The organism is Enterobacter sp. CGMCC 5087 (assembly GCF_003144775.1).
In the GTDB taxonomy this organism is placed as follows: domain Bacteria; phylum Pseudomonadota; class Gammaproteobacteria; order Enterobacterales; family Enterobacteriaceae; genus Enterobacter; species Enterobacter cloacae_M.
In genome coordinates, this window is record NZ_QFXN01000252.1 from 14951 (window position 1) to 35998 (window position 21048).

Below are 21048 nucleotides of genomic sequence, written 5' to 3' on the forward strand. Positions count from 1 at the left end.
AGGATTGTACTCCACAATTTGTAAGCTGTAAGTCATGAAAATACCTCGCCTCATCTTTGCACTTCTCTCCCACAACCCTCTATCCTTACCCCATGGAAAAAATAGCTGAACTCAAACGCGCCAAGCTGCTGGCGCTGTCGCTGCTGCTGATTGCCGCCGCAGCCTTTATCACCACCCTGTTCCTGCCGCAGACATTCTGGGTGCGCGGTGTGAAGGCCATTGCCGAGGCGGCGATGGTCGGCGCGCTGGCTGACTGGTTTGCGGTCGTCGCGCTGTTCCGTCGGGTGCCGATTCCTTTTATCTCCCGCCATACGGCGATCATCCCGCGCAATAAAGACCGGATCGGCGACAATCTCGGCCAGTTTGTGCAGGAGAAGTTTCTTGATACCCAGTCGCTGGTCGCATTGATTCGCCGCTATGAACCTGCGCAGATGATCGGCGCCTGGTTCAGCAAGCCCGACAACGCCCAGCGCGTCGGGCTGCATTTGATGCAGGTGATGAGTGGTTTTCTCGAACTCACGGACGACGGGCGTATTCAGCGCCTGCTCAAACGGGCGGTGCATAAGGCCATCGACAAGGTTGATTTCACCGAAACCAGCGCAGTGATGCTGGAGAGCATGACCAAAAACAACCGCCACCAGGTGCTGCTGGATGCGATCATCAACCGTCTGATTACCCTGATTCAGCGGGAGAGCACGCGGGACTTTATTGCCGATCAGATTGTCCACTGGCTGAAGACCGAGCATCCGCGCAAAGCGATGGTGCTGCCCACCGAGTGGCTGGGCGATCAAAGCGCGGAGATGGTGTCGAACGCGGTGAACACGCTGCTGGACGATATCAGCCACGACCGCACGCACCAGATCCGCCAGGCGTTCGACCGCGCCACGCTGAAGCTTATCGACAACCTGAAAAACGATCCGGAAATGGCGGCGAAAGCCGACAACATCAAGCACTACCTGAAAAACGATGAGGCGTTTAACCGCTATCTGGGAGAGATGTGGGCTGACCTGCGCCAGTGGCTGAAAGCGGATATGCAAAGCGAGGATTCGCGGGTGAAGCAGCGCATCGCCAACGCCGGGCTGTGGTTTGGCGAAACGCTGTCTAACGACGCCAGCCTGCGGGCGTCGCTGAACGAGCATCTGGAGCAGGCCGCGCACCGCCTCGCGCCGGATTTTGCCGCCTTCCTGACGCGCCACATCAGCGACACGGTCAAAAGCTGGGACGCCAAAGACATGTCACGCCAGATTGAGCTGAACATCGGTAAAGATCTGCAGTTCATCCGCGTCAACGGCACGCTGGTCGGCGGGACGATTGGCCTGATCCTGTTTTTACTCTCGCAGCTGCCTGCCGCGCTGGGACATTAATCTACCTTGGGCGGCGCGATGACGTAGCGCGTCGCTTCGAAGCGATTGAGGATCAGGTGCACCAGGAAGACCATCGTCAGCGTTGCGACCAGCGAAAAGGTGACGGAAGTGATGCGATAGAGATCGCTGAACACCAGGTCAGTGTCCGGGTGCATGTTCTGCCCGAACATAATGCCGATGGTGGTGATGCTGGAAAACCCCACGCCCGCGCCCACCTTTTCCATCACGTGGAGGCGCGCGCCAAACGCCAGCCCGAGGCCGATCAGGGGCATCATCAACAGCATATGGCTGCTGTGATCGTAGAGGATCAGCTGCACCACCAGAATATAGAGGCAGCCCAACACCACGCCGACCACGCGCCAGATAGAGCTCATCACCGAACCGCGATAGTGCATCGGGAACAGGATCAAAATCCCCGCCATCAGCGCCGAAAGCGAATCGCTTAAGTCGCTAATCTGAAACACCACGAATATCAGCGTCGCGACGGTACCGGAGAGCAGCGACTCGTGGCGCACGCGGGCATCGTCTTTCTCAATCAGCGGCGGCGGCCTGCGGGGCTCCACGTCAGGCAGGAGATAGTTCATCAACGCGCTCAGGCACACCGCCATCACGCTCGCTTCGATGTTGGAAAACAGCAGCGTGTGCCAGCTGGTGGTGGGGTAGCTCATAAAGTTGAGCATCACGCTCTGGCACACCACGCCCATTGAGCCAAACAGGAACAGCGGCCCCTTGCTCATAAAACGAAAACGCATCACGTACAGGGCGAACACCACCAGCGTCATGATGACCGGCCATTGCGACAGATAGCCGATGATTAAGATCATTTCGACGCAGTTTAGCGCGGCGCTGAAGATAAACTGCTTTGCCACGTGGCGGTTAAACACCGGCACCAGCGACAGGAGCATGATCGGATAGACCACGAAAAACACGCCGTAGCTGGTGTTGTAAAAGCTGGAGATGCTGAGCGCAATCATCCCGGCGAAGACGATGCGCAGGGTCTGGCGAAAGTCGTTTGCCGTATAGACGATGTTGCCGTGCGGGGTAAACACCCGCGCCAGGGTGCTAATAGACATAGTGAAGCAGGCTCACCAGGTGGATCTGCATCCCGGAGAAAAAGCGCGCAAACGGCCCCTCGCTGTTGTAGAGCTGTACGGTCGCGCGCGCGCCGGTCGGCAGATGCTTCGGCAGCGCTTCATCCAGCGTAACGTGAATGCGCATGCGCTGGGCGTCACGCACCCAGCGGTTGGAGGTTTCCGGTTCGGACAGCTGGCCGTTAACGGCCTCCTGACCCGCCAGTATCCCCGCGTCGCTGCTGGTCACGTGGGCGCGGAAAACGTGCCCCGGGAAGGCGTCAAACACCACGGCGGCATCGGTGCCCTGATGGGTGTGACGCAGGCTTTTTTCGCGAAAATCGGCCACGATATCGGTCTGGTTGTTCACCAGCGCCAGCGCGGCGGAACCCGAGGAGGCGTAAAAGCCCGGGCTTAACTGCAGGTTACTGACCGTGCCGTCCGCCTGGGCGTAGACCTTCGTCCAGCCGAGGTTAAGCTCTGCCTCATCCAGCGCGTTGCGGTATTTTTGCAGCGTCACGTTGCGATGCTCGTCCCGCTCGCCGCGCTGAATACGCAGGTTATGGATATTGGCCTGGATGGAGCTGACGGACTGCTCGCTGCTCTGCCAGGTGGTGCGAACCTTATCCAGATCCGCCTGCGAGACGTTCTGCAGGGTGCTCAGCTTCTGGTAGCGATCGAAGGTCACTTTGTCGTTACGCGCGGTCAGCACGGCGGTTTTCAGGCTGGCCTGCGCGGCAGCGATCTGCGCATCCAGCTGGTCGTTGGAAAGGCGTGCCTGCTCAAGCGCGATTTGCGCCGCTTCCACTTTATTGCGAAACGGCGTGTCGTCGAGCTCAAACAGCAGATCGCCTTTCTTCACCTGGCTGTTGTTATGGACATGTACCGCCGCCACGTAGCCGGAGACGCGCGGAGAAACCGGCGTCACCACGCGCATCACGGTGGAGTCCGGCGTCAGCGGGATCCAGATATCCGCGACGATAAAGTAGACAAACATCAGCAGGAAAGAGGCAATACTCACCCTTACCCAGCGGGCAAACTTTTGTTCAGGGGTCATTATTTTTCGGTCTTGTTATCTTCTTCGCGGATAGTCCGCAAATTGCAGGCGAATTGATTCAGGGTGGCGCTGAAAATGTCGATATGTTCCGGCGCGATGTTTTGCGATACGCGCGCCTGATAGGTCTCAATCACCTGAGTGAGCCTTTTTAATATGGCTTTTCCCTCAGGCGTCAGCGTCAGAAGCCGGATGCGCTTGTCATAAGGCGATACGGAGCGCAGCAGGTAACCCTGCTTTTCCAGCTGTGCCAGGGTGCGCATCAGCGGCGGCAGTTCAATGCCCTGCACCTCCGCCAGCTCACTCACGGAGACGTTATCCCCGAGCTGATGAAGCTGCATCATCACCGTCCAGCTCGACTGGGTTAACCCGGTATCGAGAATGGCGTCGTCGATTACCGCACGCCACTGGCGCACGATCATCGCCATCCGCATGCCCATCGGCCTGCGGCTAAACAGTTCTTCTTCGCTCATGGGGAAACCTCTCGTCACACGCGGCCACGATAATAGTTATCAGGATAAGTATCAAGAAACGAGAGGCGAAAGAGCAGGAATTGCAAAACGACGTCTCCCCCTCCCCGTGGGAGAGGGTCGGGGTGAGGGCACCAGCCCGCAGCGGAGTTTAGCGGCTAAAAAGTCTCTTAACAGCAGCCCTACCTGAAGCCGTCACCACCACCTCCCTGTATCCCGCCACCCGCTGGATCCACCCTTTGTTTTCCAGATGAATGAGCAGCGCCGCGCCCGCCTCACCGCCAAGATGAAAGCGCCGCTCGCTCCAGTCCAGGCAGGCGCAGCAGGCCTTGCGACGTGTATTGGGATTTAACGGAATACCAAGCTTCAGAAACTGCTCCCGGCCATACAGCGTGAGCGCTGAACCGTCAGCCTCCAGCCAGCCTTCCGTCTGCATGAAATCATAGATCTGCACCGCAACCGTTCCGGCAAGATGGTCGTAGCAGGTTCGGGCCTCGCGCATGGCCTTCGGTGCGGTCGTTTCCGGCGGGGCAATGCGGCTCCAGGAGAGCCCCATCATCTGCTCCACCAGCTCCGCCACGTCGTGCCCCGCCAGACGATAATAGCGGTGCCGCCCCTGAGACAGGCAGGTAATCAGCTTTCCCTCCACCAGCCGGGCGAGATGCCCGCTGGCGGTCGACGGCGCAACGTCTGCCGCCGCGCTCAGCTCGGTGGCGGTCCACGCCCGCCCGTCCATCAGCGCGCACAGCATCTTTACGCGCGACGGATCGGCCATTGCGGCAGCCACCGCGGCAATGGCCTGTTCCAGCGCCGCGCCGTTATCAGGAGGTAGGCTCGTTTTTAACATATGTCGCCCAGGGTTCGGTGATCTCTGCGGCCAGCTTATCATCATCCGTCAGCAGAATAAGGTGATTCGCATGGTCGCTGTACTGGGTAAGGATAGACACGCCGCGTGCCGCCAGCGCCGCCGCAATTTCACCCAGCTCGCCGGGGCGCTCCTGCCTGAGTTTCCGGATCACCGGCTTACGCAACGCCTGCACGGTAAACCCGGCGTCGAGCAGCACGCATCGCGCTTTTTCCCCGTCTTCCACCAGAAAATGGGCATCGGTACCAAATACGCCTCCGCCCTCCAGCCCCACGCCGTTGCGCCCCAGCAGCTGTCCAAAGCGCGCCAGCTCGCCGGGCCTGTCGCTAAAAATCACATGAACGTCATACATCCGCGTGCCCTCCGGTTTCGGAACTGTACTCCCGCACCAGCTGCGCCACCCGAATGCGGTAGTACGCGAAAATCGACTCCCGCCCTTCGGCCTGCGCGGCCTGATGGAAGACGTTCTGCTTCCAGCTACGGACGGCCTCCTCATCCCGCCACCAGGAAAGCGACAGGATTTTGCCGTCGGTCGTCAGGCTCTGGAACCGTTCAATATCAATAAAGCCGTCGATGTCCGCCAGCAAAGGTTTGAGTTCGGCAGCGAGCTGAAGATAGCGCGCCTGATGGGCGGGCGCGGCTTTGGCTTCGAAAATGACTGCAATCATGATGGTCTCTCCGTAGTGATGTTGGGGAGAGAATGCAGGGTAGAGAGGAACGATGCTTCGGCAAAGAGCGAAGTAATGTGCCGGATGGTGCTGCGCTTATCCGGCCAGTGGGATGATGTAGGCCCGGCAAGCGCAGCGCCACCGGGCAGGTTTTAGCTCAGAATCGACTTAGGCTCCATAAACGCCCGAATTCCCCACTCGCCCATCTCGCGCCCCACGCCGGAGTGCTTAAACCCGCCGAACGGCGCCTTCGGCTCATGGGCAAGGGTATTCACCAGCACGCGACCGGAAACAATCTGCTGCGCCACGCGTCGCGCGCGGTTCGCATCGCCGCCCAGCACCATCGCGCTCAGTCCGTAGTCGGTATCATTGGCAATGGCGATAGCCTCCGCCTCGTCACGATAGGGGATTACGCACAGCACCGGGCCGAAAATCTCGTCACGGGCGACCGTCATCTGGTTGTTCACGTCGGCAAACAGCGTCGGGCGAACAAACCAGCCGTCTCGCGTGCCGTCCGGTCTCCCTTCACCACCCGCCAGCAGACGCGCCCCCTCTTCAATACCTTTACGGATATAGCCCTGCACCCGCTGCCACTGCTTTTCGCTGACCATCGGGCCGACGTCCGTCGCGCTATCGCGCGGATCGCCCGATTTCAACGCCGCCACGGCCTGCGCCAGCGCGGTTTCGATCTCAGCCTTGCGCGCCTGCGGCACCAGAATGCGCGTTCCGGCCACGCACGCCTGCCCGCTGTTCATAAACCCGGCCTGAATCACCAGCGGGATCGCCTGCGCCAGATCCACATCATCCAGCAGGATCGTCGGCGATTTACCGCCTAACTCCAGAGTCACGCGTTTAAAGCTCTCCGCCGCGTTGCGCAGGATCGCCTTGCCGGTATTCGTCGAGCCGGTAAACGAGATTTTTGCCACATCCGGATGGCGGCTGATGGTTTCACCGACGGTTTCGCCGCGCCCGGTGACGATGTTAAACACCCCCGGCGGCAGCGCGGCATCGCGCAGCGCTTCGGTGACAATCCGGGTTTGCAGGGCGCTCATTTCGCTCGGCTTGATGACTGCCGTACAGCCTGCCGCCAGCGCGGCCGCCAGCTTGCCGCAGATAAACCCCGCGTCGCTGTTCCACGGCGTGATAAGCCCGGCCACGCCAAGCGGCGTCATCTGCACCGTCGCTGCGCCTGCGGGGATGACGAACTCAAACGCCTCCAGCGCCTCGATGGCCTGAGCAATCACCTCCGCCGGATAGCTGGCCATCCACGCCGAGCGCGAGGCGGGCGCGCCGTACTCTTCAATAACCGCTTCCAGCAGATCGTCGTGACGAGCGGCCACGGCGGCGTGCATACGTTTTAGCGCCGCGATGCGTTCCTGCTTTGTGGTCCGTGACCACGCCGGAAACGCCGCTTTTGCCGCCGCAACGGCGCGCTCCGCGTCAACCTCATCCGCCAGACGAACCTGGCCGATGACCTGCGCCGTCGCCGGGTTGTACAAATCAAACCACTCGGTGCCGTGCGGGGTAACAAATTCGCCGTTAATAAAGATCTGTTCGATGGTGTGCATATAAACCTCCTCAGGCTGTGTAAGCACAGTCTGTCACGGCTTCTCCGTTGCGATAATCCACGCTATGCTGCAAGGGTTGTTTCGATTCTCAGGATAATCTATGCATCGTTCAGGTCTGACAGAGCTGGAAGTGGTGATGGCGGTCGTGCGGCGCGGCAGCTTTCGCGGCGCGGCGCAGGAGCTGGGCATGTCCGCCACGGCGGTCAGCAACGCCATCGCCGGGCTGGAGAGCCGCCTTGATACCCGCCTCTTTAACCGCACCACCCGCAGCGTGGCGCTCACCGACGCCGGACAGCGCTACGTGGCGCGTATCGGCCCGGCCCTGCAGGAGATCCGTCTCGCCAGCGAGGAGATCCACAGCGACACCGGGGAACCCGCCGGCACGCTGCGCCTGAACGTGCCGAACCATATCGGCGCCCTGTTTCTGGACCAGCTGCTGATCGACTTTATGATCCGCTACCCGAAGATGCGCGTAGAGACCGTCAGCGAAGCGCGAATGATCGACATCGTCGCGGAAGGCTACGACGCGGGGATCCGCCTTGAGGAGTCCGTGCCTCAGGACATGATCGCCGTGCCGCTGACCGGGGAGATCCGCCAGCTGGTTACCGCCACGCCGGACTATTTTGCACGCTACGGCATTCCGCAGACGCCGGACGATCTGCTTTCGCATCAGGGGATCGGCATGCGCATGGCCCACGGCGGGATCTACCGCTGGGAGCTGGCGCGTCGGGGGGAAACGTACGCCCTTGCCGTGCCGCCACGCTTTGCGACGTCCGATCTTTTTGCCTCGATCCGGGCGGTAAAAGCGGGATTAGGGGTAGGATTTTTACCGGAACTGTATATCCGGGAAGAGCTGGAGCGTGGAGAGCTGGTGAGCGTCCTAAACGACTGGGCGCAGCCCTTTGCCGGACTGCGCCTCTACTACCCCGGCCATCGCCACGTCCCGCCAGGCCTGCGGGCGCTGGTGGCAACGATCCGCGAGCGCGGGATTATTCCAGGTTAGCCTTGTTCAGCCCGTAAGCCGCGTCCAGCGCGCCCGGCGCCATGCGGGAGGTGATCCCCAGACGGTTCCAGGCGTTGATCGCCACGATGGCGAAGTTCAGCTCTGAAATCTCCACGTCCGAGAAGTGCTCCGCCACGCTGCGGTACAGCGCGTCGCTTACGCCGTGAACGCCAATCTGGGTCAGCGCTTCGGTGAAGGCCAGCGCGGCTTTCTCGCGGGCGCTGAACAGCGGGGACTCGCGCCAGGCCGCCAGATGATACAGGCGCAGCTCGCGCTCGCCGGCAATTTTGGCCTCTTTCGAGTGCATATCCAGGCAGAAGGTGCAGCCGTTCAGCTGCGATACGCGAATGTCGATCAGGTGCTTAAGCGCCGGGTCGATGGAGGTTTTTGCCACCTCCATGCTCAGTGCGGACAGGGCGTTGGCGAGGGCAGGTGTGACTTTATGGTGGTTGACGCGAGTGCTCATTGTCTTTCCTCTTTTTGTGCGGCATGTGTCATGCGATGAGGCAAATCTACGCCGTTCATGACATAGTAAAAAGATACAAAAATCGTGAAAATAGGTAGGACATGAAGCCGGGCTATCACGAGATTTATTCCCGCTATCGCGACAACATCACGCGCGGCGTGCTGAAGCCGGGCGATAAGGTGCCCGCCATCCGCGTGCTGGCGGAAGAGCTGAAGGTGGCGCGTAAAACCGTCGAAACGGCGTATGCCATTCTGACGGGGGAAGGGTATCTGGTGAGCCGGGGCGCGCGCGGCACGCGGGTCAACCCGGATCTGCTGTTGCCGGATAAGAGTGCCCCTGCGGAACAGCCCACCGGCACGCTTCCGGCATCCCTCATCAGCCAGCGCGAGCGGGCCGGGTTTCTGCGCCCCGGCATCCCCGCCCTCGACAGCTTTCCGTATAAAAAATGGCTGCTGCTGGCGGGACAGGCGACGCGCGCCATGCGTCAGGAGGAGATGCTTAACCCGCCCGTTCTGGGCTGGTATCCGCTGCGCCAGGCCATCGCCAGCTATCTTAATATTTCACGCGGGCTTTCCTGCAGCGCCGAACAGGTGCTGATCACCAGCGGCTACAGCGGCAGCCTGCGGCTGATCCTCGACACGCTTGCCAGCCGCAGCGACAAGGTGGTGTTTGAAGATCCGGGCTACTTTATGGGCCAGCAGCTGCTCAAGCGGATCGTGCCGCGCCTGCACACCGTGCCGGTCGATCGCTGCGGTATCGACACGGACTACCTGCTCCGTCACCATCGCGATGCCCGATTTGCCATCGTCACCCCGTCGCACCAGAGCCCGCTGGCGGTCACCCTCTCACTGCCGCGCAAGCAGCAGCTGCTCGACTGGGCCAGCCAGAACGAGGCATGGATTATTGAAGACGATTACGACGGAGAGTTTCACTACACCCGCAAGGTGCTGCCGTCGCTAAAAAGCCTCGATCGGCACGATCGGGTGATTTTTATGGGCACCTTCAGTAAAACCATCATGCCGTCGCTGCGCATGGGCTACGTGGTGATGCCCGCCAGCACCGTCTGGGCCTTTACCGACTGCGCGGACATTACCACCAGCGGCCAGCCGGTGCTGACGCAAAAGATCCTCACCGCGTTTCTCAACGAAGGGCATTTTTTCCGTCACCTGAAAAAGATGCGCGCGCTGTATCAGACCCGCCGCGACTGGATGATTGCCGCCCTGCGCGAGGTGTATGGCGATCTGTTTTTCACCGAGCAAAATGACGGCGGGATGCATATCGTGGCGTTCCTGACCAGAGGAAGCGGTGACCGGGAAGTGGCACGCTGCTGGCAGGAACAGCAGCTGCAGGTGAATGCGCTTTCGGAGTGGTATCGCGGGTCGGGCAAACGCTACGGGCTGGTGATGGGCTATAACAACGTGCGGTCGTATGAAGAGGCGGTGGCGTTGCTGGAGAGGCCGAAGCGGCAGACGCTTGCGCTGTTGAGCTGAACATCGCCGGGTGCGCTGCGCTCGCCCGGCGATGACGTGGCTCATACATCATTCCGCGACAACCCAACGTCCTTGAGCTGCTCGTCGCTCATCCGGCTCAGGATGCGGCGGGTGCGGTTGATGCGATACCAGTTGCGTGTTGTTTTCGCGATCCAGACAAACACAATAAACGGACGTTTTGAACGATTCTCGTAGAATTCCATGATGCTCTCCTCACTTTGTCAGTGGGGTTATCATCCCGGAAATCCACCCGTGCAATACAGATGCAAAAACACCTTTTGTTTAACATACAGATCCGCTAAAACAGTATCTGCATGCCAATTTTTACGGCAATCTGTACTGGTTTTACAATCCGTATGGTGAAAACAAAGGATACAGCATGACGCGCTACCAACATCTGGCCAATCTTCTGGCGGAACGCATTCAACAAGGTCTGTATCGCAGCGGCGAACGTCTGCCGTCGGTGCGCACGCTGAGCCAGGAGCACGGCGTAAGCATCAGCACCATACAGCAGGCCTACCAGATCCTCGAAAACCTCCAGCTGATCACCCCTCAGCCGCGCTCCGGCTATTTTGTCTCGCAGCGCAAGGCCCAGCCGCCGGTTCCGGCCATGACGCGACCGGTGCAGCGCCCCGTGGACGTCACCCAGTGGGATGAGGTGATGATGCTGCTGGACGCCCGCGCCGACAAAGAGATGATCTCCTTTGGCGGCGGCTCGCCGGACATTAACCAGCCGAGCCTGAAGCCCCTGTGGCGCGAGATGAGCCGCATAGCGCAGCATAATCCTGCCGAGATGCTGAGCTATGACGTGCTCGACGGCCGCCTGGAGCTGCGCGAGCAGATCGCCCGTCTGATGCTGGACGGCGGCTCCACCGTGGCAGCGAACGAGATTGTCATCACCAACGGCTGCCACGGCGCGCTGTCGATCGCCCTGCTCTCGGTGTGCAAGCCGGGGGATATCGTGGCGGTAGAATCACCGTCGTTTCACGGCACCATGCAGATGCTGCGCGGGTTTGACATCAAGGCGATTGAAATTCCTACCGATCCCGAGACCGGGATCAGCATCGAGGCATTAGAGCTGGCGCTGGAGCAGTGGCCGATCAAGGCCGTTATCCTGGTGCCCAACTGCAATAACCCGCTCGGGTTTATCATGCCGGAAGCGCGGAAAAAGCAGGTGCTGGCCCTCGCCCAGCGGCACGATATCGTGATCGTGGAAGATGATATTTACGGCGAGCTGGCGGCGGAGTACCCGCGCCCGCGCACCATTCATTCGATGGATATCGACGGCCGTGTGATCCTCTGCAGCTCGTTTACCAAAACCGTGGCGCCGGGCCTGCGCGTCGGCTGGATTGTGCCAGGACGCTACTACGACCGGGTGATGCACATGAAATACGCCGCCGGCGGGTTTAACGTGCCGGGCACGCAGATGGCGGTGGCGGCGTTTATTCGCGACGGCCATTACCATCGCCACGTGCGCCGTATGCGTCAGATTTATCAGCAGAATATGGAAACCTACACCTGCTGGGTGCGGCAGTATTTTCCGGCAGAGATTTGCGTCACGCGCCCTCAGGGAAGCTTCCTGCTGTGGATTGAACTGCCGGAGAAGGTCGACATGGTGTGCGTCAGCAAGCAGCTGTGTCGTCTGAAGATCCAGGCCGCGGCCGGGTCGCTGTTTTCCGCCTCCGGCAAGTACCGCAACTGTCTGCGGATCAACGTAGCGCTGCCGCCGACGGAGAAGAATCGCGAGGCGTTGAAGAAGATGGGTGAAGCGATTGTGATTGCGATGGAGGAGTAGTGCGGCCTGATGCCCTCTCCCACAGGGAGAGGGAGAAAACCGTGCAGCACTACTCGTCGAAGTACCAGTACCCCTGGTTAATCAGCCCGGTAAGCTCTTCAACAAACGCCGGGTTATTCAGCGCATCGCCCAGCTCGGCCTGACCGAGTTCGGTGTAGCGGCACAGCGCATCCGCCGCTTTCGCGTCTACCGTCTCCAGCTGTTCGCTGTTGATAAAGAAGCTGCCGTTGACGTTCAGCACGCGCAGGCCGCTCAGGCGAGACAGCGTTTCGCCGCCCTGCAGCGCGTCCAGCACCTCTTCCGGCGCGTACGGCGGCTCGGCGGCGGCGATATCCAACTCGTGGCGCGGGGTGGAGACAAAGCTGCCGAACCATTTTGTGAAATCATCCGGCTTGCTAATCATGTCGATCATCATCTGACGAATGCGATCCAGTTCGTACTGCTCCACGCGGCCCGGATGTTCGCGACAGGTCAGATCCGGATCGCTGTAGTGCTCGCCGCCCAGATCGTTTTCCAACGCGTAATCGGCGAAACTGCTGATCAGATCGCGACCGTTCGGCCCGCGGAAGCCGACGGAGTAGTTGAGCGCCGTCTCATGGGTAAAGCCGTCGTGCGGGAATCCAGGCGGGATGTAGAGGATATCGCCCGGAGCCAGATCTTCATCGATGATCGGCTCGAACGGATCGACGTGCAGCAGCGCCGGATGCGGGCAGAACTGACGCATCGGCAGTTTGTCGCCCACGCGCCAGCGGCGGCTGCCCATGCCCTGAATGATAAACACGTCGTACTGATCGATATGCGGACCCACGCCGCCGCCCGGCACGGAGAAGGAGATCATCAGGTCGTCCAGACGCCAGTCCGGCAGAACGCGGAACGGACGCACCAGCTCCGCGGCAGGCATATGCCAGTGGTTCACCGCCTGCGCCAGCAGCGACCAGCCGGTTTCGCCCAGATCGTCAAAGTGCTCAAACGGACCATTGCTGGCCTGCCATTTGCCGTTGAAATGGCTCACCAGACGGCTATCGACTTCCGGCTCCATCGCCAGCCCTGCCAGCTCGTCCGGGGTAATCGGGTCGACAAAATTCGGGAAGGCATTTTTCAGCACTACGGGTTGTTTTTGCCAGTATTTCTCAAGAAATTCCGGCCAGTTCAGGTTCAGTTGATACGCCATGGGTAGCACCAGTGAGAGGGGAAACAGGCGCGATTATAGGCAAGAAGGCGGAGGGGGAACTTGTCATGGGTCAAACGAGGGCGTGTAGGTCGGGTAAGGCGAAGCCGCCACCCGACTCAAACACGCCGCGAAAACTTAATCCAGCTTCAGCTCGTCATAATGGGTTATCAGTTTACCCACGATGCCGTAGTCCAGCGCTTCTGCCGGAGACATCCAGAAGTTGCGATCGGTGTCTTTTTTCACTTTTTCCAGGGGCTGGCCGGTGGCGTCGGCGATCAGCTTGTTCACGCGATCCAGCATGCGGATGATCTCCCGCGCTTCGATCTCAATATCCGTTGCCTGACCGCGCACGCCGCCCAGCGGCTGGTGGATCATAAAGCGGGTATTTGGCAGCGAGTAGCGGTGCTCTTTCTTCGCCGCCAGGAAGATGGTGATCCCGGCGCTCGCCACCCAGCCGGTGCCGATGACGTGCACTTCCGGGCGGATGAACTTGATGAAGTCGTGGATGGTATCGCCCGCTTCCACGTGGCCGCCCTGGCTGTTGATGTACAGCTTGATCGGATCGTTGCTGACGCTTTGCAGCAGGATCATCTGGGTGATCACTTTCTGCGCCAGCTCCTGGTTGATCTCACCGGAGATCACAATCGAACGGGACTCCAGCAGTTTTTGCTGCAGAGCGCCCGCGCCGTTTGACCCTTCCGCTTTTTCCTTGTCGCTTTCTTTCAGTGTGTAGTGCATTGTTATTTCCTCAGCTTGTAGCGCTCAAAACCAGAGTGTAGCCTGTTTTACGGGTCAAAGTCCTCACGGACAGATCGCAATCCACGAAGCGGTAATCGCGGATCCGGACGGCAACCGCATCGAGCTTGTGGGTGCATAAAATCAGCGTTTCGTTCCTTAACCGCCCCGGTCACGGATCGCTATACTTCATCTTCATACGGTTATCATATTGTTAAATGATAATGATAGTTAATGTGTTAAGATGAAAGTCAGCATAAACAGTCCCTTACGTAACCGGCGGGATTGTTTGCATCCTCGACATGTAAATCAGCACCGGGGCGGTGAATGGAACACATTGTGTATGTGGTTGATGACGATGACGCGGTCAGACAGTCCGTGATCGGGCTGCTGGATTCGGCGGACCTGAACGCCGTCGGCTTTTCATCGGCAGAAGCGTTTCTTCAACACCGCTTTGAAGAGCTCCCGTCGTGCGTGGTCCTCGATATGCAAATGCCGGCCATCTCGGGCTTTGAGGTGGCTGATGCCCTTAAGGACAGCGGGCGCGAAATCCCGATTATTTTTCTTACCGGCCACGGCACTATCCCGATGTCGGTGCGCGCCATTAAAGGCGGCGCGTACGAATTTCTCACCAAGCCCGTCGAATCCACCGCGCTTATCGACGCCATCGAGTCCGCGCTTCAGCTGGCGGAACACAACGCCGCGCGCAATAAAGAGCACTACGCCCTGAAGCAGCGCCACATGTCCCTCACCCCGCGCGAGCACGAGGTGCTGACGCTGGCGATAAGCGGCATGCTGAACAAGCAGATTGCCGCCGAGCTGGGCGTCAGCGAGATCACGGTGAAGGTGCACCGTCGCCGCGTGATGGAGAAAATGCAGGTGCGCTCCGTGGCGGAGCTGGTCAGGGCCGTTGAGCGCCTGACCTCAAGCCTGCCTGCGGAGTAACGCTTACCCTTCCTGCGCCGCCAGCGGCAGCGCAAACGCAAACACCGTGCCGTACGGCTCCCGGCGGCGCGCGCTCAGCTTCCCGCAGTGGCGCTCGATGATGCTGGCGCTGATGGTCAGCCCCATCCCCATCCCCTGCGCTTTGGTGGAGTAGAACGAATCAAAAATCTGCTCCAGCCGCTCGGGCTCAATGCCGCTCCCGGTATCGGCGATCTCGACGATCACTTTCCCGTCCGCGTTGGCGGTGCTGAGGGTAATGGTACTGGCGCGATCCTTCACCTCGGCCATCGCCTCAACCGCATTCATCACCAGATTGAGCAGCACCTGCTGGATCTGCACGCTATCGCCGGTGATAAAGCTGTCCTGCGCCTTTAACAGATAATCAACGCTAATGTGTCTCTGCTCCAGCTCGCTGCGCGAAAGCGTGATGATATGGTGGATCAGGTAGTGCATGTCGATGCGCGAGAAGGTTGGATCCTGCTTGCGGGTCAGGGACTGAATGCTGCGAATGATCTCCCCCGCCCGCGCGCCTTCCGCGGCGATCTCCTCCAGCCCTTCGCGCACTTTATCCAGCCGGGCGGGCTCGCGGTTGAGCCAGCGCAGGCTCGCCCCGGCGTTCGAGACGATCGACATCAGCGGCTGGTTGATCTCGTGGGCGATGGAGGAGGTCAGCTGTCCGACGGTGGTGGCCCGGGAGACCCGCGCCAGATCCGCCTGCGCGACCCGCATGGCATCCTCCGCCGCGCGCTGCCCGGTGATATCGGTGATGATGCCGTAATACTCGTTCACCTCGCTGCCCACGCCCACCGGATCGCCAATCCCGAGTATGTAGCGCGTTGAGCCGTCGGTACGCTTAACCCGAAACTCCGCGCGCATGGAGAGCCCGTCGCGCACGCTTTGGGTGACGATGGCGCTGATGCGGGCGTAATCGTCCTCATGGACGAAGGTCAAAAACTCCGCCATGGAGATCGTCTTTTGCTGCCCGGGCAGGCCGAGAATGCGGGCGTACTCTTCCGAGACAAACATCAGATCCTGCTCCAGCTCCCAGCGCCAGCTGCCGGTGTGGCTGATCTGCTCGCCGAGCATCAGCGAGGTCTGGCTGGAGCGCAGCTCTTTCTCCACCCGTCGGCGCTGGATGTTCTCCGCCAGCAGCTCGGCGTACAGCCGCGCCGTCTCAAGGGATACCGCGGCCTGCGCGCCCAGCAGGCTCACCACGCGCGAGTGCTCGGCGGTGAAGACCTCCGGCATCAGGCGGTTTTCCAGGTAGAGCACGCCCACCAGCCGCGCCTGCTTGAACATCGGGACGCACATCACCGCCGCCCCCGAGGTCACCAGATAAGGGTCCTGGCTGAAGGGATGGAACTCCTCCGGCCTGCCGGTGCGGATCTCCTGCCCGGTGCGGATCACCGCCGCCAGCACCGACAGCGGCAGGTCGGTCGCCGTCGGCACGTCTTTCAGGATCCGCACCCGCACGCCCTCGGTGCTGGTCCAGGCGCTGGCCTCGATCTCCGGAATCAGGCTCTCGCTCACGCGCAGCAGCAGGCCGCGCTGCGCCCCGGCGCGTTCGAGCAGAATAGTCATCAGGTTTTCGATTAAGCGCTCCAGGTTGATTTCTTCCGACAGCGCGCGGGAGGCTTTGATGACGCTCTGGAGATCGCGGATGGTCTCATTCTGGGCGAACGCCACCGTGTCGTAGGCGCTGGCCTGCCCGGAGGCCAGCAGGTGCGGGAAATCCTGCTCCAGCTGGCGCACCTTGGCCTGCGCGCCCGCGCGTCCCCAGGCGGCAATCGAGCCGCGGAAGTGGGCGTCCGAGGCCGTCGGGTAGCCGCACGCCAGCGCGAAACGCCCCGCCAGCTCGTGGGCCAGGGCGTTGATCGGGTTAAACCCACCCTCGCGGGAGAGCCGGACCGCCTTCTCATACTGCTCGAGCGCAATGCTGTTCATCCCGTCCAGACGCACGATTTCCGCGTAGATCAGCGCCTCTTTATCCGCGAACGTGCCGGGATTTACGCGCGCCCAGAGGGCGATTTTGTCGTAGTGGGCGTGAATGCTACGGCGGTGATTCGCCGAGAAGGTCTCCGGCGTCAGCTGACGTGACAGCGCCAGGGCGCTGTAGAGATGGTAATCCAGCAGATGGATGTGGCCCGGTGCAGACCACGCGTACCAGCCCGCCATCTCAAGATCCGCCTGCGCGTCGGCATATTCGCCGCAGGTAAAGTGCGCCATGCCGCGATACAGCCAGTACCAGAACAGCATGGTGGAGTTCTTCTCCGGCGCCTGCTCCGGCGACGCGGGAAGCAGCGCCTCCGGCAGCACCTGCGACGCGGTCCAGGTGCCGATGACCGGCGTGCGCAGGAACTCAACGTAGCCGCGCTGGACCATCAGAATGGTCTCCACGTCCTGGAAGTGGGTTTTACGCACGAACGCCAGGCCGCGCTCGATGCTGGTCAACACCCCGTCCAGGTGATCGCCCCGCGAGAGGAAGTTAATCACCTGGTGGCAGGCCGCAAAGCAGGCCATCGTCATATCCCCGTGGGTCACCGCCGAGGTGAAGCAGGCCTTCGCGCATTCGATGGTAAACGATAAAGGCTGGGTCCAGACGCTGAGCTGGTCGAGCGGCAGCAGGGTTTTGGCTTCGAACGCGTCGTAGCCGTGGCGATTCACCAGCTCGCGGGCCAGGGTGCCGTACTGGAACCCGAGGCGATACTCGGCGTAGCGGTGGCCAATCAGCACGCCAAACCAGGCCATCGCCGTGGTGGAGGCGCCGGTAATGCCGTGGTCGAGGGTCAGGTGCATCATGCGGCAGAGCAGCAAAAAGTGCAGGCGCGGGCAGATGAAGCTGGCGCAAATGCTGGCGCTGTAGAGCAGGTTCATCACCGCTTCGGTTTCCGGGTTATCCATCCGCGACAGCTGGGCAAACAGGTTTTGCGGCGCGTCGGCCGTGCGGTTGCAAAAGAGCGCCCAGGCCTCGTCGCAGTCGGCATCTTCCGGATAGCGGCTAATCTGGATCCCGAAAATCCCCAGCCAGCAGAGCGCCGCCTCCAGCGCCAGACGGCTGTCCGACTGACGAATGTACACCTCCACCAGCAGGTTGGCCGCCAGCGCCTTTTCGGTCAGCCCGCCGGGGCAGCCGAGAATGGCGTCACACAGCTTGCGGGTGCGCTCCAGATGCCCCAGCGCAAACTCGCAGCCTGCCTCTTCGATATCGAGCATAAAGTCCGATACCGTCCCGGCGTTACCCAGCGCTCTGGCGGTCTGGATATAGCCGAGCGCCGAAAGGTAATCTCCCGAACGCTTCGCGCGTCGCGCGGCCAGCAGGCTAAGCTCGCGGAACATCTCGCGCTGCGGGGCGGGCTGGATGCTGTCCAGCGCGGCCGTGACGTGGTGAACGGCGCGGAACAGCAGCTCGTTCCCCGCCGCCTGACGCGCGGCCTCGGCCAGCAGGCTGGCGGTGGTCAGGTGAATATGGCTTCTCTCATGCCGATCCAGCAGCGCAAAGGCGGCCTCCTGCACCCGGTCATGAGTGAAGGCGTACTTTTTTTCCGCCAGCACGATGAGCTGGGCCATCACCGCCGGGTGCAGCGCATAGCGCATTTCCGCCATCGACATGCCGACCACGCGGCAGATCATCTCCATCTCGCCCGTGCCGCCGAGGCAGGCGATGCTGCCCAGCAGGCGGCGCGTTTCGTCGGGCAGCTCTTCGAGCTGCTCCAGCACCAGGGTGACGACGTTTTCGGTGTAATGCCTGGCGCGGATCGCCTGCAGATCGTAGTGCCACTTGTCCTGATATTTGTTGTGCACTACCAGGCCGTCATCCACGATGCGGCGGAAAAACTCGTGCACAAATAGCGGGTTGCCGCCCGTCTTCTCGTGGATCAGCGTGGCGAGATCGGTCGTCGCCGCGCTGCGGGTGCGAAATACCGTCGCCAGCCAGCGCGCCACCGCTTTCACGGAAAGCGCCTGCGGGACAATTTCGCTCGCGTGCTGTGCCGCCTCCGGCAGGCTCGCCAGCTGCTGTTGCAGTGTAGGTTCGGATAGCGAACCGATATCGCGGTGAGCCACAACCACCAGCAGCGGGATCGCGCCGCAGTTCATCAGCAGGTATTTAAGCGTATACAGGCTGGCGGCGTCGCTCCACTGGAGATCGTCGAGCACCAGCACCAGCGGGCAGCCCTGCGAGGCAAAGGTTTTTACCAGCGCCAGCACCATATGGCTGAAGCGCGCCCGGGCATCAATGGAAAACGTATCCGCCGAGAAGCGCGGCTTGCTCTCAAGCAGCAGGCCCAGCTCGGGCACCAGGCTGACGGCCAGCGCCTCGTACCCCTCCAGGGCGCGAGACAAGCGGATTTTCCACTTCGCCACGTCCTCTGCGGGCAGCCCCAGCAGGTGCAGCGTCAGGGTGCGGAACGCGGAGCTTAATACACCGTAGGGCAGCGACGGCGAAAACTGGTCGACTTTGCCCACCGCCAGCAGCACCGTACGCTGCTGCAGCGTTTTGAGCGCCGTCGCGATGATCGAAGATTTGCCGATCCCCGACGGCCCGCCGATCGTCACCAGCTCCGGCACCAGGCTCTGCCCCACCCGCTCAAACGCCGCAATAACGTCATTCGCCTGCGGATGCGTCGCGAAGAGAGAGTCCGCCAGATGGATCGCCGGGGTGCGGTCCTGCTGACCGGGGATAAAGGCGACGATCTCGCCCTCGCAGGTCAGCGTCGCCTGGCAGCGGCGAAGGTCGGCAATCAATCCGTCGACCGTCTGGTAGCGGTTATCGGGGTGCTTTTCCAGCAGCTTCAGGATGATGGTCGACAGCATTCCCGGCACGTCCGGGCGGATCGCGTCCGGGGCCAGCGGCGCCGAGGCAATATGGTAGTGCGCCCAGTTAGTCTGCTCGTCCTCCCCCAGCTCAAACGGCAGGCGTCCGGTCAGGAGTTCATACAGCACCACGCCGAGGCTGTAGAGATCGCTGCGGCCATCGACGGGGCGCTGGGTGCGGGAGGTGTGCTCCGGGGACATATACGCCGGCGTGCCGCCTGAAACGGCAAGCCGGGTCTGCGCGAAGGCGCCGGAGAGGCTGCATGAAAGGCCAAAGCTGCCCAGACGGCAGGTGGCATCGTGATGAACAAAAATATTGCCGGGCTTGATATCGCCGTGGATCAGGTTTTGCAGATGCATCTGGCGCAGGGGAACGCAGATCTTGATCGCCAGCTCGATAAAACGCGCGATCCCCGAGATCGCCCTGCCCGCGCGCCGCGCCAGCAGCTCAAAGGAAAACGGGGCGTACACCAGCGCGAAGCGTCCCCGGTACTGGGTGGACGCGACGGCGCGAATGGCCCAGCTGTCCTGCAGCGCGTCACGCAGCGCAAACTCGTTTTTGAGCAGCCGGGTGGCCCGCTCCTCCTCTTCGTCGCTCACCGCGGTAGCGATAATGAACGAACCGCCGGAATGAGGATGTCGCGCGTGCATCCAGGCGATTCCGCCCTCCTGCGCCAGCACGGTAAAAATCACATCCTCTTTAAGGACAAAAACCCGCCCCTGGTGAAGATTCCCCTGGGCGGGCCAGAATGCAGGCTGCTCGTGTTCGTTCATCCGCGATCCTTATTGTCGGCGGGCCAGCTCCCGCTGAATATGATCCAGCAGAATATCGATGTTAATAGGCTTACGCAAAAATGCAGCGGCGCCCAGATTAAGAGCGTACCGCTGCATATTTTCATCAGCATGACCGGAGATAAAGAGCACGGGCGGTGGTGGTACGGCCAGCAGCCGCAGCTTATCAAACAGCTCCAGGCCGCTCATGCCCCGCAGCTTGATATCGGTGATCACCAGCGCCGCGCCGGACAGGGCGAGCGGATGGCTCAGAAACACCTCTGCCGAATCAAACGTATCGGCGGCATAGCCTTCCGACTCGAGGAGATTACTCAGCCCGCTGCGGACGGATCGTTCGTCATCAATGATGGCAATGCGCCACGGCAGCGTCATGCTGTCTTTCCTCTGGTAAATCATTAAACGTCGCGATCGTCCTTCGCGGGCGCAGGAGGCGCCGTGCCGCTGATTTTCGGTACGCATTCGTGACGAAACCAGGCGAGGGTAAGCGGTTCGCGACTCAGTAAACGCCGTCCCACCGGAATGAGCTGTTCGCCCACCAGCATGCCAAACAGGCCAAGCAGGGCGACAACCGGCGGCGCCGGGGAATGGACGTCGAGCAGAGCGTAAATTACCCCAGCAACCACGCCGCACACCAGCGAAATTATCCATGCTTTCATGAGGACGCTCCCGTCTGCGATTTGGCCTGCGGAACGGCCACCGGAGGCGGCGGCGCGCCGTCGCGGGATAACAGATGTCGCGTCGCCTGTTCACCCGCCAGCATCCCCAGCAGGCCAATCAGCG

At 61.2% G+C, this 21048-nt stretch carries 19 protein-coding genes; 5 read left to right on the forward strand and 14 right to left on the reverse strand.

Features of this window, described 5'->3' with window-relative positions:
• Nucleotides 1–92: 92 nt before the first annotated feature.
• On the forward strand, nt 93–1364 hold the full coding sequence (locus tag DEO48_RS22615; RefSeq protein ID WP_109846352.1) for a DUF445 domain-containing protein: 1272 nt from the start codon (nt 93–95) through the stop codon (nt 1362–1364).
• On the opposite strand, the gene DEO48_RS22620 is transcribed toward DEO48_RS22615, so the two are convergent.
• The 7 genes from DEO48_RS22620 to DEO48_RS22650 form a co-directional block, all read right to left on the reverse strand.
• Nucleotides 1361–2437, reverse strand: coding sequence for a DUF2955 domain-containing protein (locus DEO48_RS22620; RefSeq protein WP_109846353.1), 1077 nt, complete (start codon nt 2435–2437; stop codon nt 1361–1363). The genes DEO48_RS22615 and DEO48_RS22620 overlap by 4 nt on opposite strands.
• Nucleotides 2427–3494, reverse strand: coding sequence for an HlyD family secretion protein (locus tag DEO48_RS22625; RefSeq protein WP_109846354.1), 1068 nt, complete (start codon nt 3492–3494; stop codon nt 2427–2429). Before DEO48_RS22625 ends, DEO48_RS22620 begins: the two co-directional genes overlap by 11 nt.
• Nucleotides 3491–3961 carry a MarR family winged helix-turn-helix transcriptional regulator gene (locus DEO48_RS22630; RefSeq protein WP_023310254.1) on the reverse strand — a complete coding sequence of 157 codons (471 nt, stop codon included), beginning with the start codon at nt 3959–3961 and terminating at the stop codon, nt 3491–3493. The genes DEO48_RS22625 and DEO48_RS22630 overlap by 4 nt, the downstream gene beginning before the upstream one ends.
• Nucleotides 3962–4109: 148 nt before the next feature.
• Nucleotides 4110–4805 carry a helix-turn-helix transcriptional regulator gene (locus DEO48_RS22635; RefSeq protein WP_109846355.1) on the reverse strand — a complete coding sequence of 232 codons (696 nt, stop codon included), beginning with the start codon at nt 4803–4805 and terminating at the stop codon, nt 4110–4112.
• Nucleotides 4780–5175 carry an amino acid-binding protein gene (locus DEO48_RS22640; protein WP_109846356.1) on the reverse strand — a complete coding sequence of 132 codons (396 nt, stop codon included), beginning with the start codon at nt 5173–5175 and terminating at the stop codon, nt 4780–4782. Before DEO48_RS22640 ends, DEO48_RS22635 begins: the two co-directional genes overlap by 26 nt.
• Nucleotides 5168–5491 carry an antibiotic biosynthesis monooxygenase gene (locus DEO48_RS22645; protein WP_023310251.1) on the reverse strand — a complete coding sequence of 108 codons (324 nt, stop codon included), beginning with the start codon at nt 5489–5491 and terminating at the stop codon, nt 5168–5170. The genes DEO48_RS22640 and DEO48_RS22645 overlap by 8 nt, the downstream gene beginning before the upstream one ends.
• A gap of 152 nt (nt 5492–5643) precedes the next feature.
• On the reverse strand, nt 5644–7059 hold the full coding sequence (locus DEO48_RS22650; protein ID WP_109846357.1) for an aldehyde dehydrogenase family protein: 1416 nt from the start codon (nt 7057–7059) through the stop codon (nt 5644–5646).
• 100 nt (nt 7060–7159) lie between these two features.
• Between DEO48_RS22650 and DEO48_RS22655 the strand changes: the two genes are divergently transcribed.
• On the forward strand, nt 7160–8062 hold the full coding sequence (locus DEO48_RS22655; protein WP_109846358.1) for a LysR family transcriptional regulator: 903 nt from the start codon (nt 7160–7162) through the stop codon (nt 8060–8062).
• Here DEO48_RS22655 and DEO48_RS22660 read toward each other — a convergent pair.
• Nucleotides 8049–8528 carry a carboxymuconolactone decarboxylase family protein gene (locus DEO48_RS22660; RefSeq protein WP_023310248.1) on the reverse strand — a complete coding sequence of 160 codons (480 nt, stop codon included), beginning with the start codon at nt 8526–8528 and terminating at the stop codon, nt 8049–8051. The genes DEO48_RS22655 and DEO48_RS22660 overlap by 14 nt on opposite strands.
• Before the next feature lie 101 nt (nt 8529–8629).
• On the opposite strand from DEO48_RS22660, the gene DEO48_RS22665 reads away from it, so the two are divergent.
• On the forward strand, nt 8630–10018 hold the full coding sequence (locus tag DEO48_RS22665) for a PLP-dependent aminotransferase family protein (RefSeq protein ID WP_109846359.1): 1389 nt from the start codon (nt 8630–8632) through the stop codon (nt 10016–10018).
• A gap of 41 nt (nt 10019–10059) precedes the next feature.
• On the opposite strand, the gene DEO48_RS22670 is transcribed toward DEO48_RS22665, so the two are convergent.
• A complete protein-coding gene (locus DEO48_RS22670; RefSeq protein ID WP_063409561.1) occupies nt 10060–10221 on the reverse strand; it encodes a DUF1127 domain-containing protein in 162 nt (53 codons plus the stop codon).
• A gap of 176 nt (nt 10222–10397) precedes the next feature.
• Between DEO48_RS22670 and DEO48_RS22675 the strand changes: the two genes are divergently transcribed.
• Nucleotides 10398–11813, forward strand: a complete 1416-nt coding sequence (locus DEO48_RS22675) for a PLP-dependent aminotransferase family protein (RefSeq protein WP_109846360.1) — start codon at nt 10398–10400, stop codon at nt 11811–11813.
• Nucleotides 11814–11862: 49 nt separating this feature from the next.
• Here DEO48_RS22675 and DEO48_RS22680 read toward each other — a convergent pair whose 3' ends face one another.
• Both DEO48_RS22680 and DEO48_RS22685 read right to left on the reverse strand, forming a co-directional pair.
• Complete coding sequence (locus DEO48_RS22680) at nt 11863–12984, reverse strand: cupin domain-containing protein (protein WP_109846361.1); 1122 nt, start codon at nt 12982–12984, stop codon at nt 11863–11865.
• A gap of 135 nt (nt 12985–13119) precedes the next feature.
• Nucleotides 13120–13722: an ATP-dependent Clp protease proteolytic subunit gene (locus DEO48_RS22685; protein ID WP_024909504.1), complete on the reverse strand. Its 603-nt coding sequence runs from the start codon at nt 13720–13722 to the stop codon at nt 13120–13122.
• Nucleotides 13723–14046: 324 nt separating this feature from the next.
• Between DEO48_RS22685 and DEO48_RS22690 the strand changes: the two genes are divergently transcribed.
• On the forward strand, nt 14047–14664 hold the full coding sequence (locus DEO48_RS22690; RefSeq protein ID WP_063408563.1) for a response regulator transcription factor: 618 nt from the start codon (nt 14047–14049) through the stop codon (nt 14662–14664).
• A 3-nt stretch (nt 14665–14667) separates the two neighbouring features.
• Here DEO48_RS22690 and DEO48_RS22695 read toward each other — a convergent pair whose 3' ends face one another.
• The 3 genes from DEO48_RS22695 to DEO48_RS22705 are packed head-to-tail and all read right to left on the reverse strand — an operon-like array spanning nt 14668 to nt 20924.
• Complete coding sequence (locus DEO48_RS22695) at nt 14668–20250, reverse strand: ATP-binding protein (protein WP_109846362.1); 5583 nt, start codon at nt 20248–20250, stop codon at nt 14668–14670.
• A gap of 9 nt (nt 20251–20259) precedes the next feature.
• On the reverse strand, nt 20260–20640 hold the full coding sequence (locus DEO48_RS22700; protein WP_059445718.1) for a response regulator transcription factor: 381 nt from the start codon (nt 20638–20640) through the stop codon (nt 20260–20262).
• Between the two features lie 23 nt (nt 20641–20663).
• Entirely contained in the window at nt 20664–20924 is a 261-nt protein-coding gene (locus DEO48_RS22705; RefSeq protein WP_010427264.1) for a XapX domain-containing protein, read from the reverse strand.
• Nucleotides 20925–21048 lie beyond the last annotated feature (124 nt).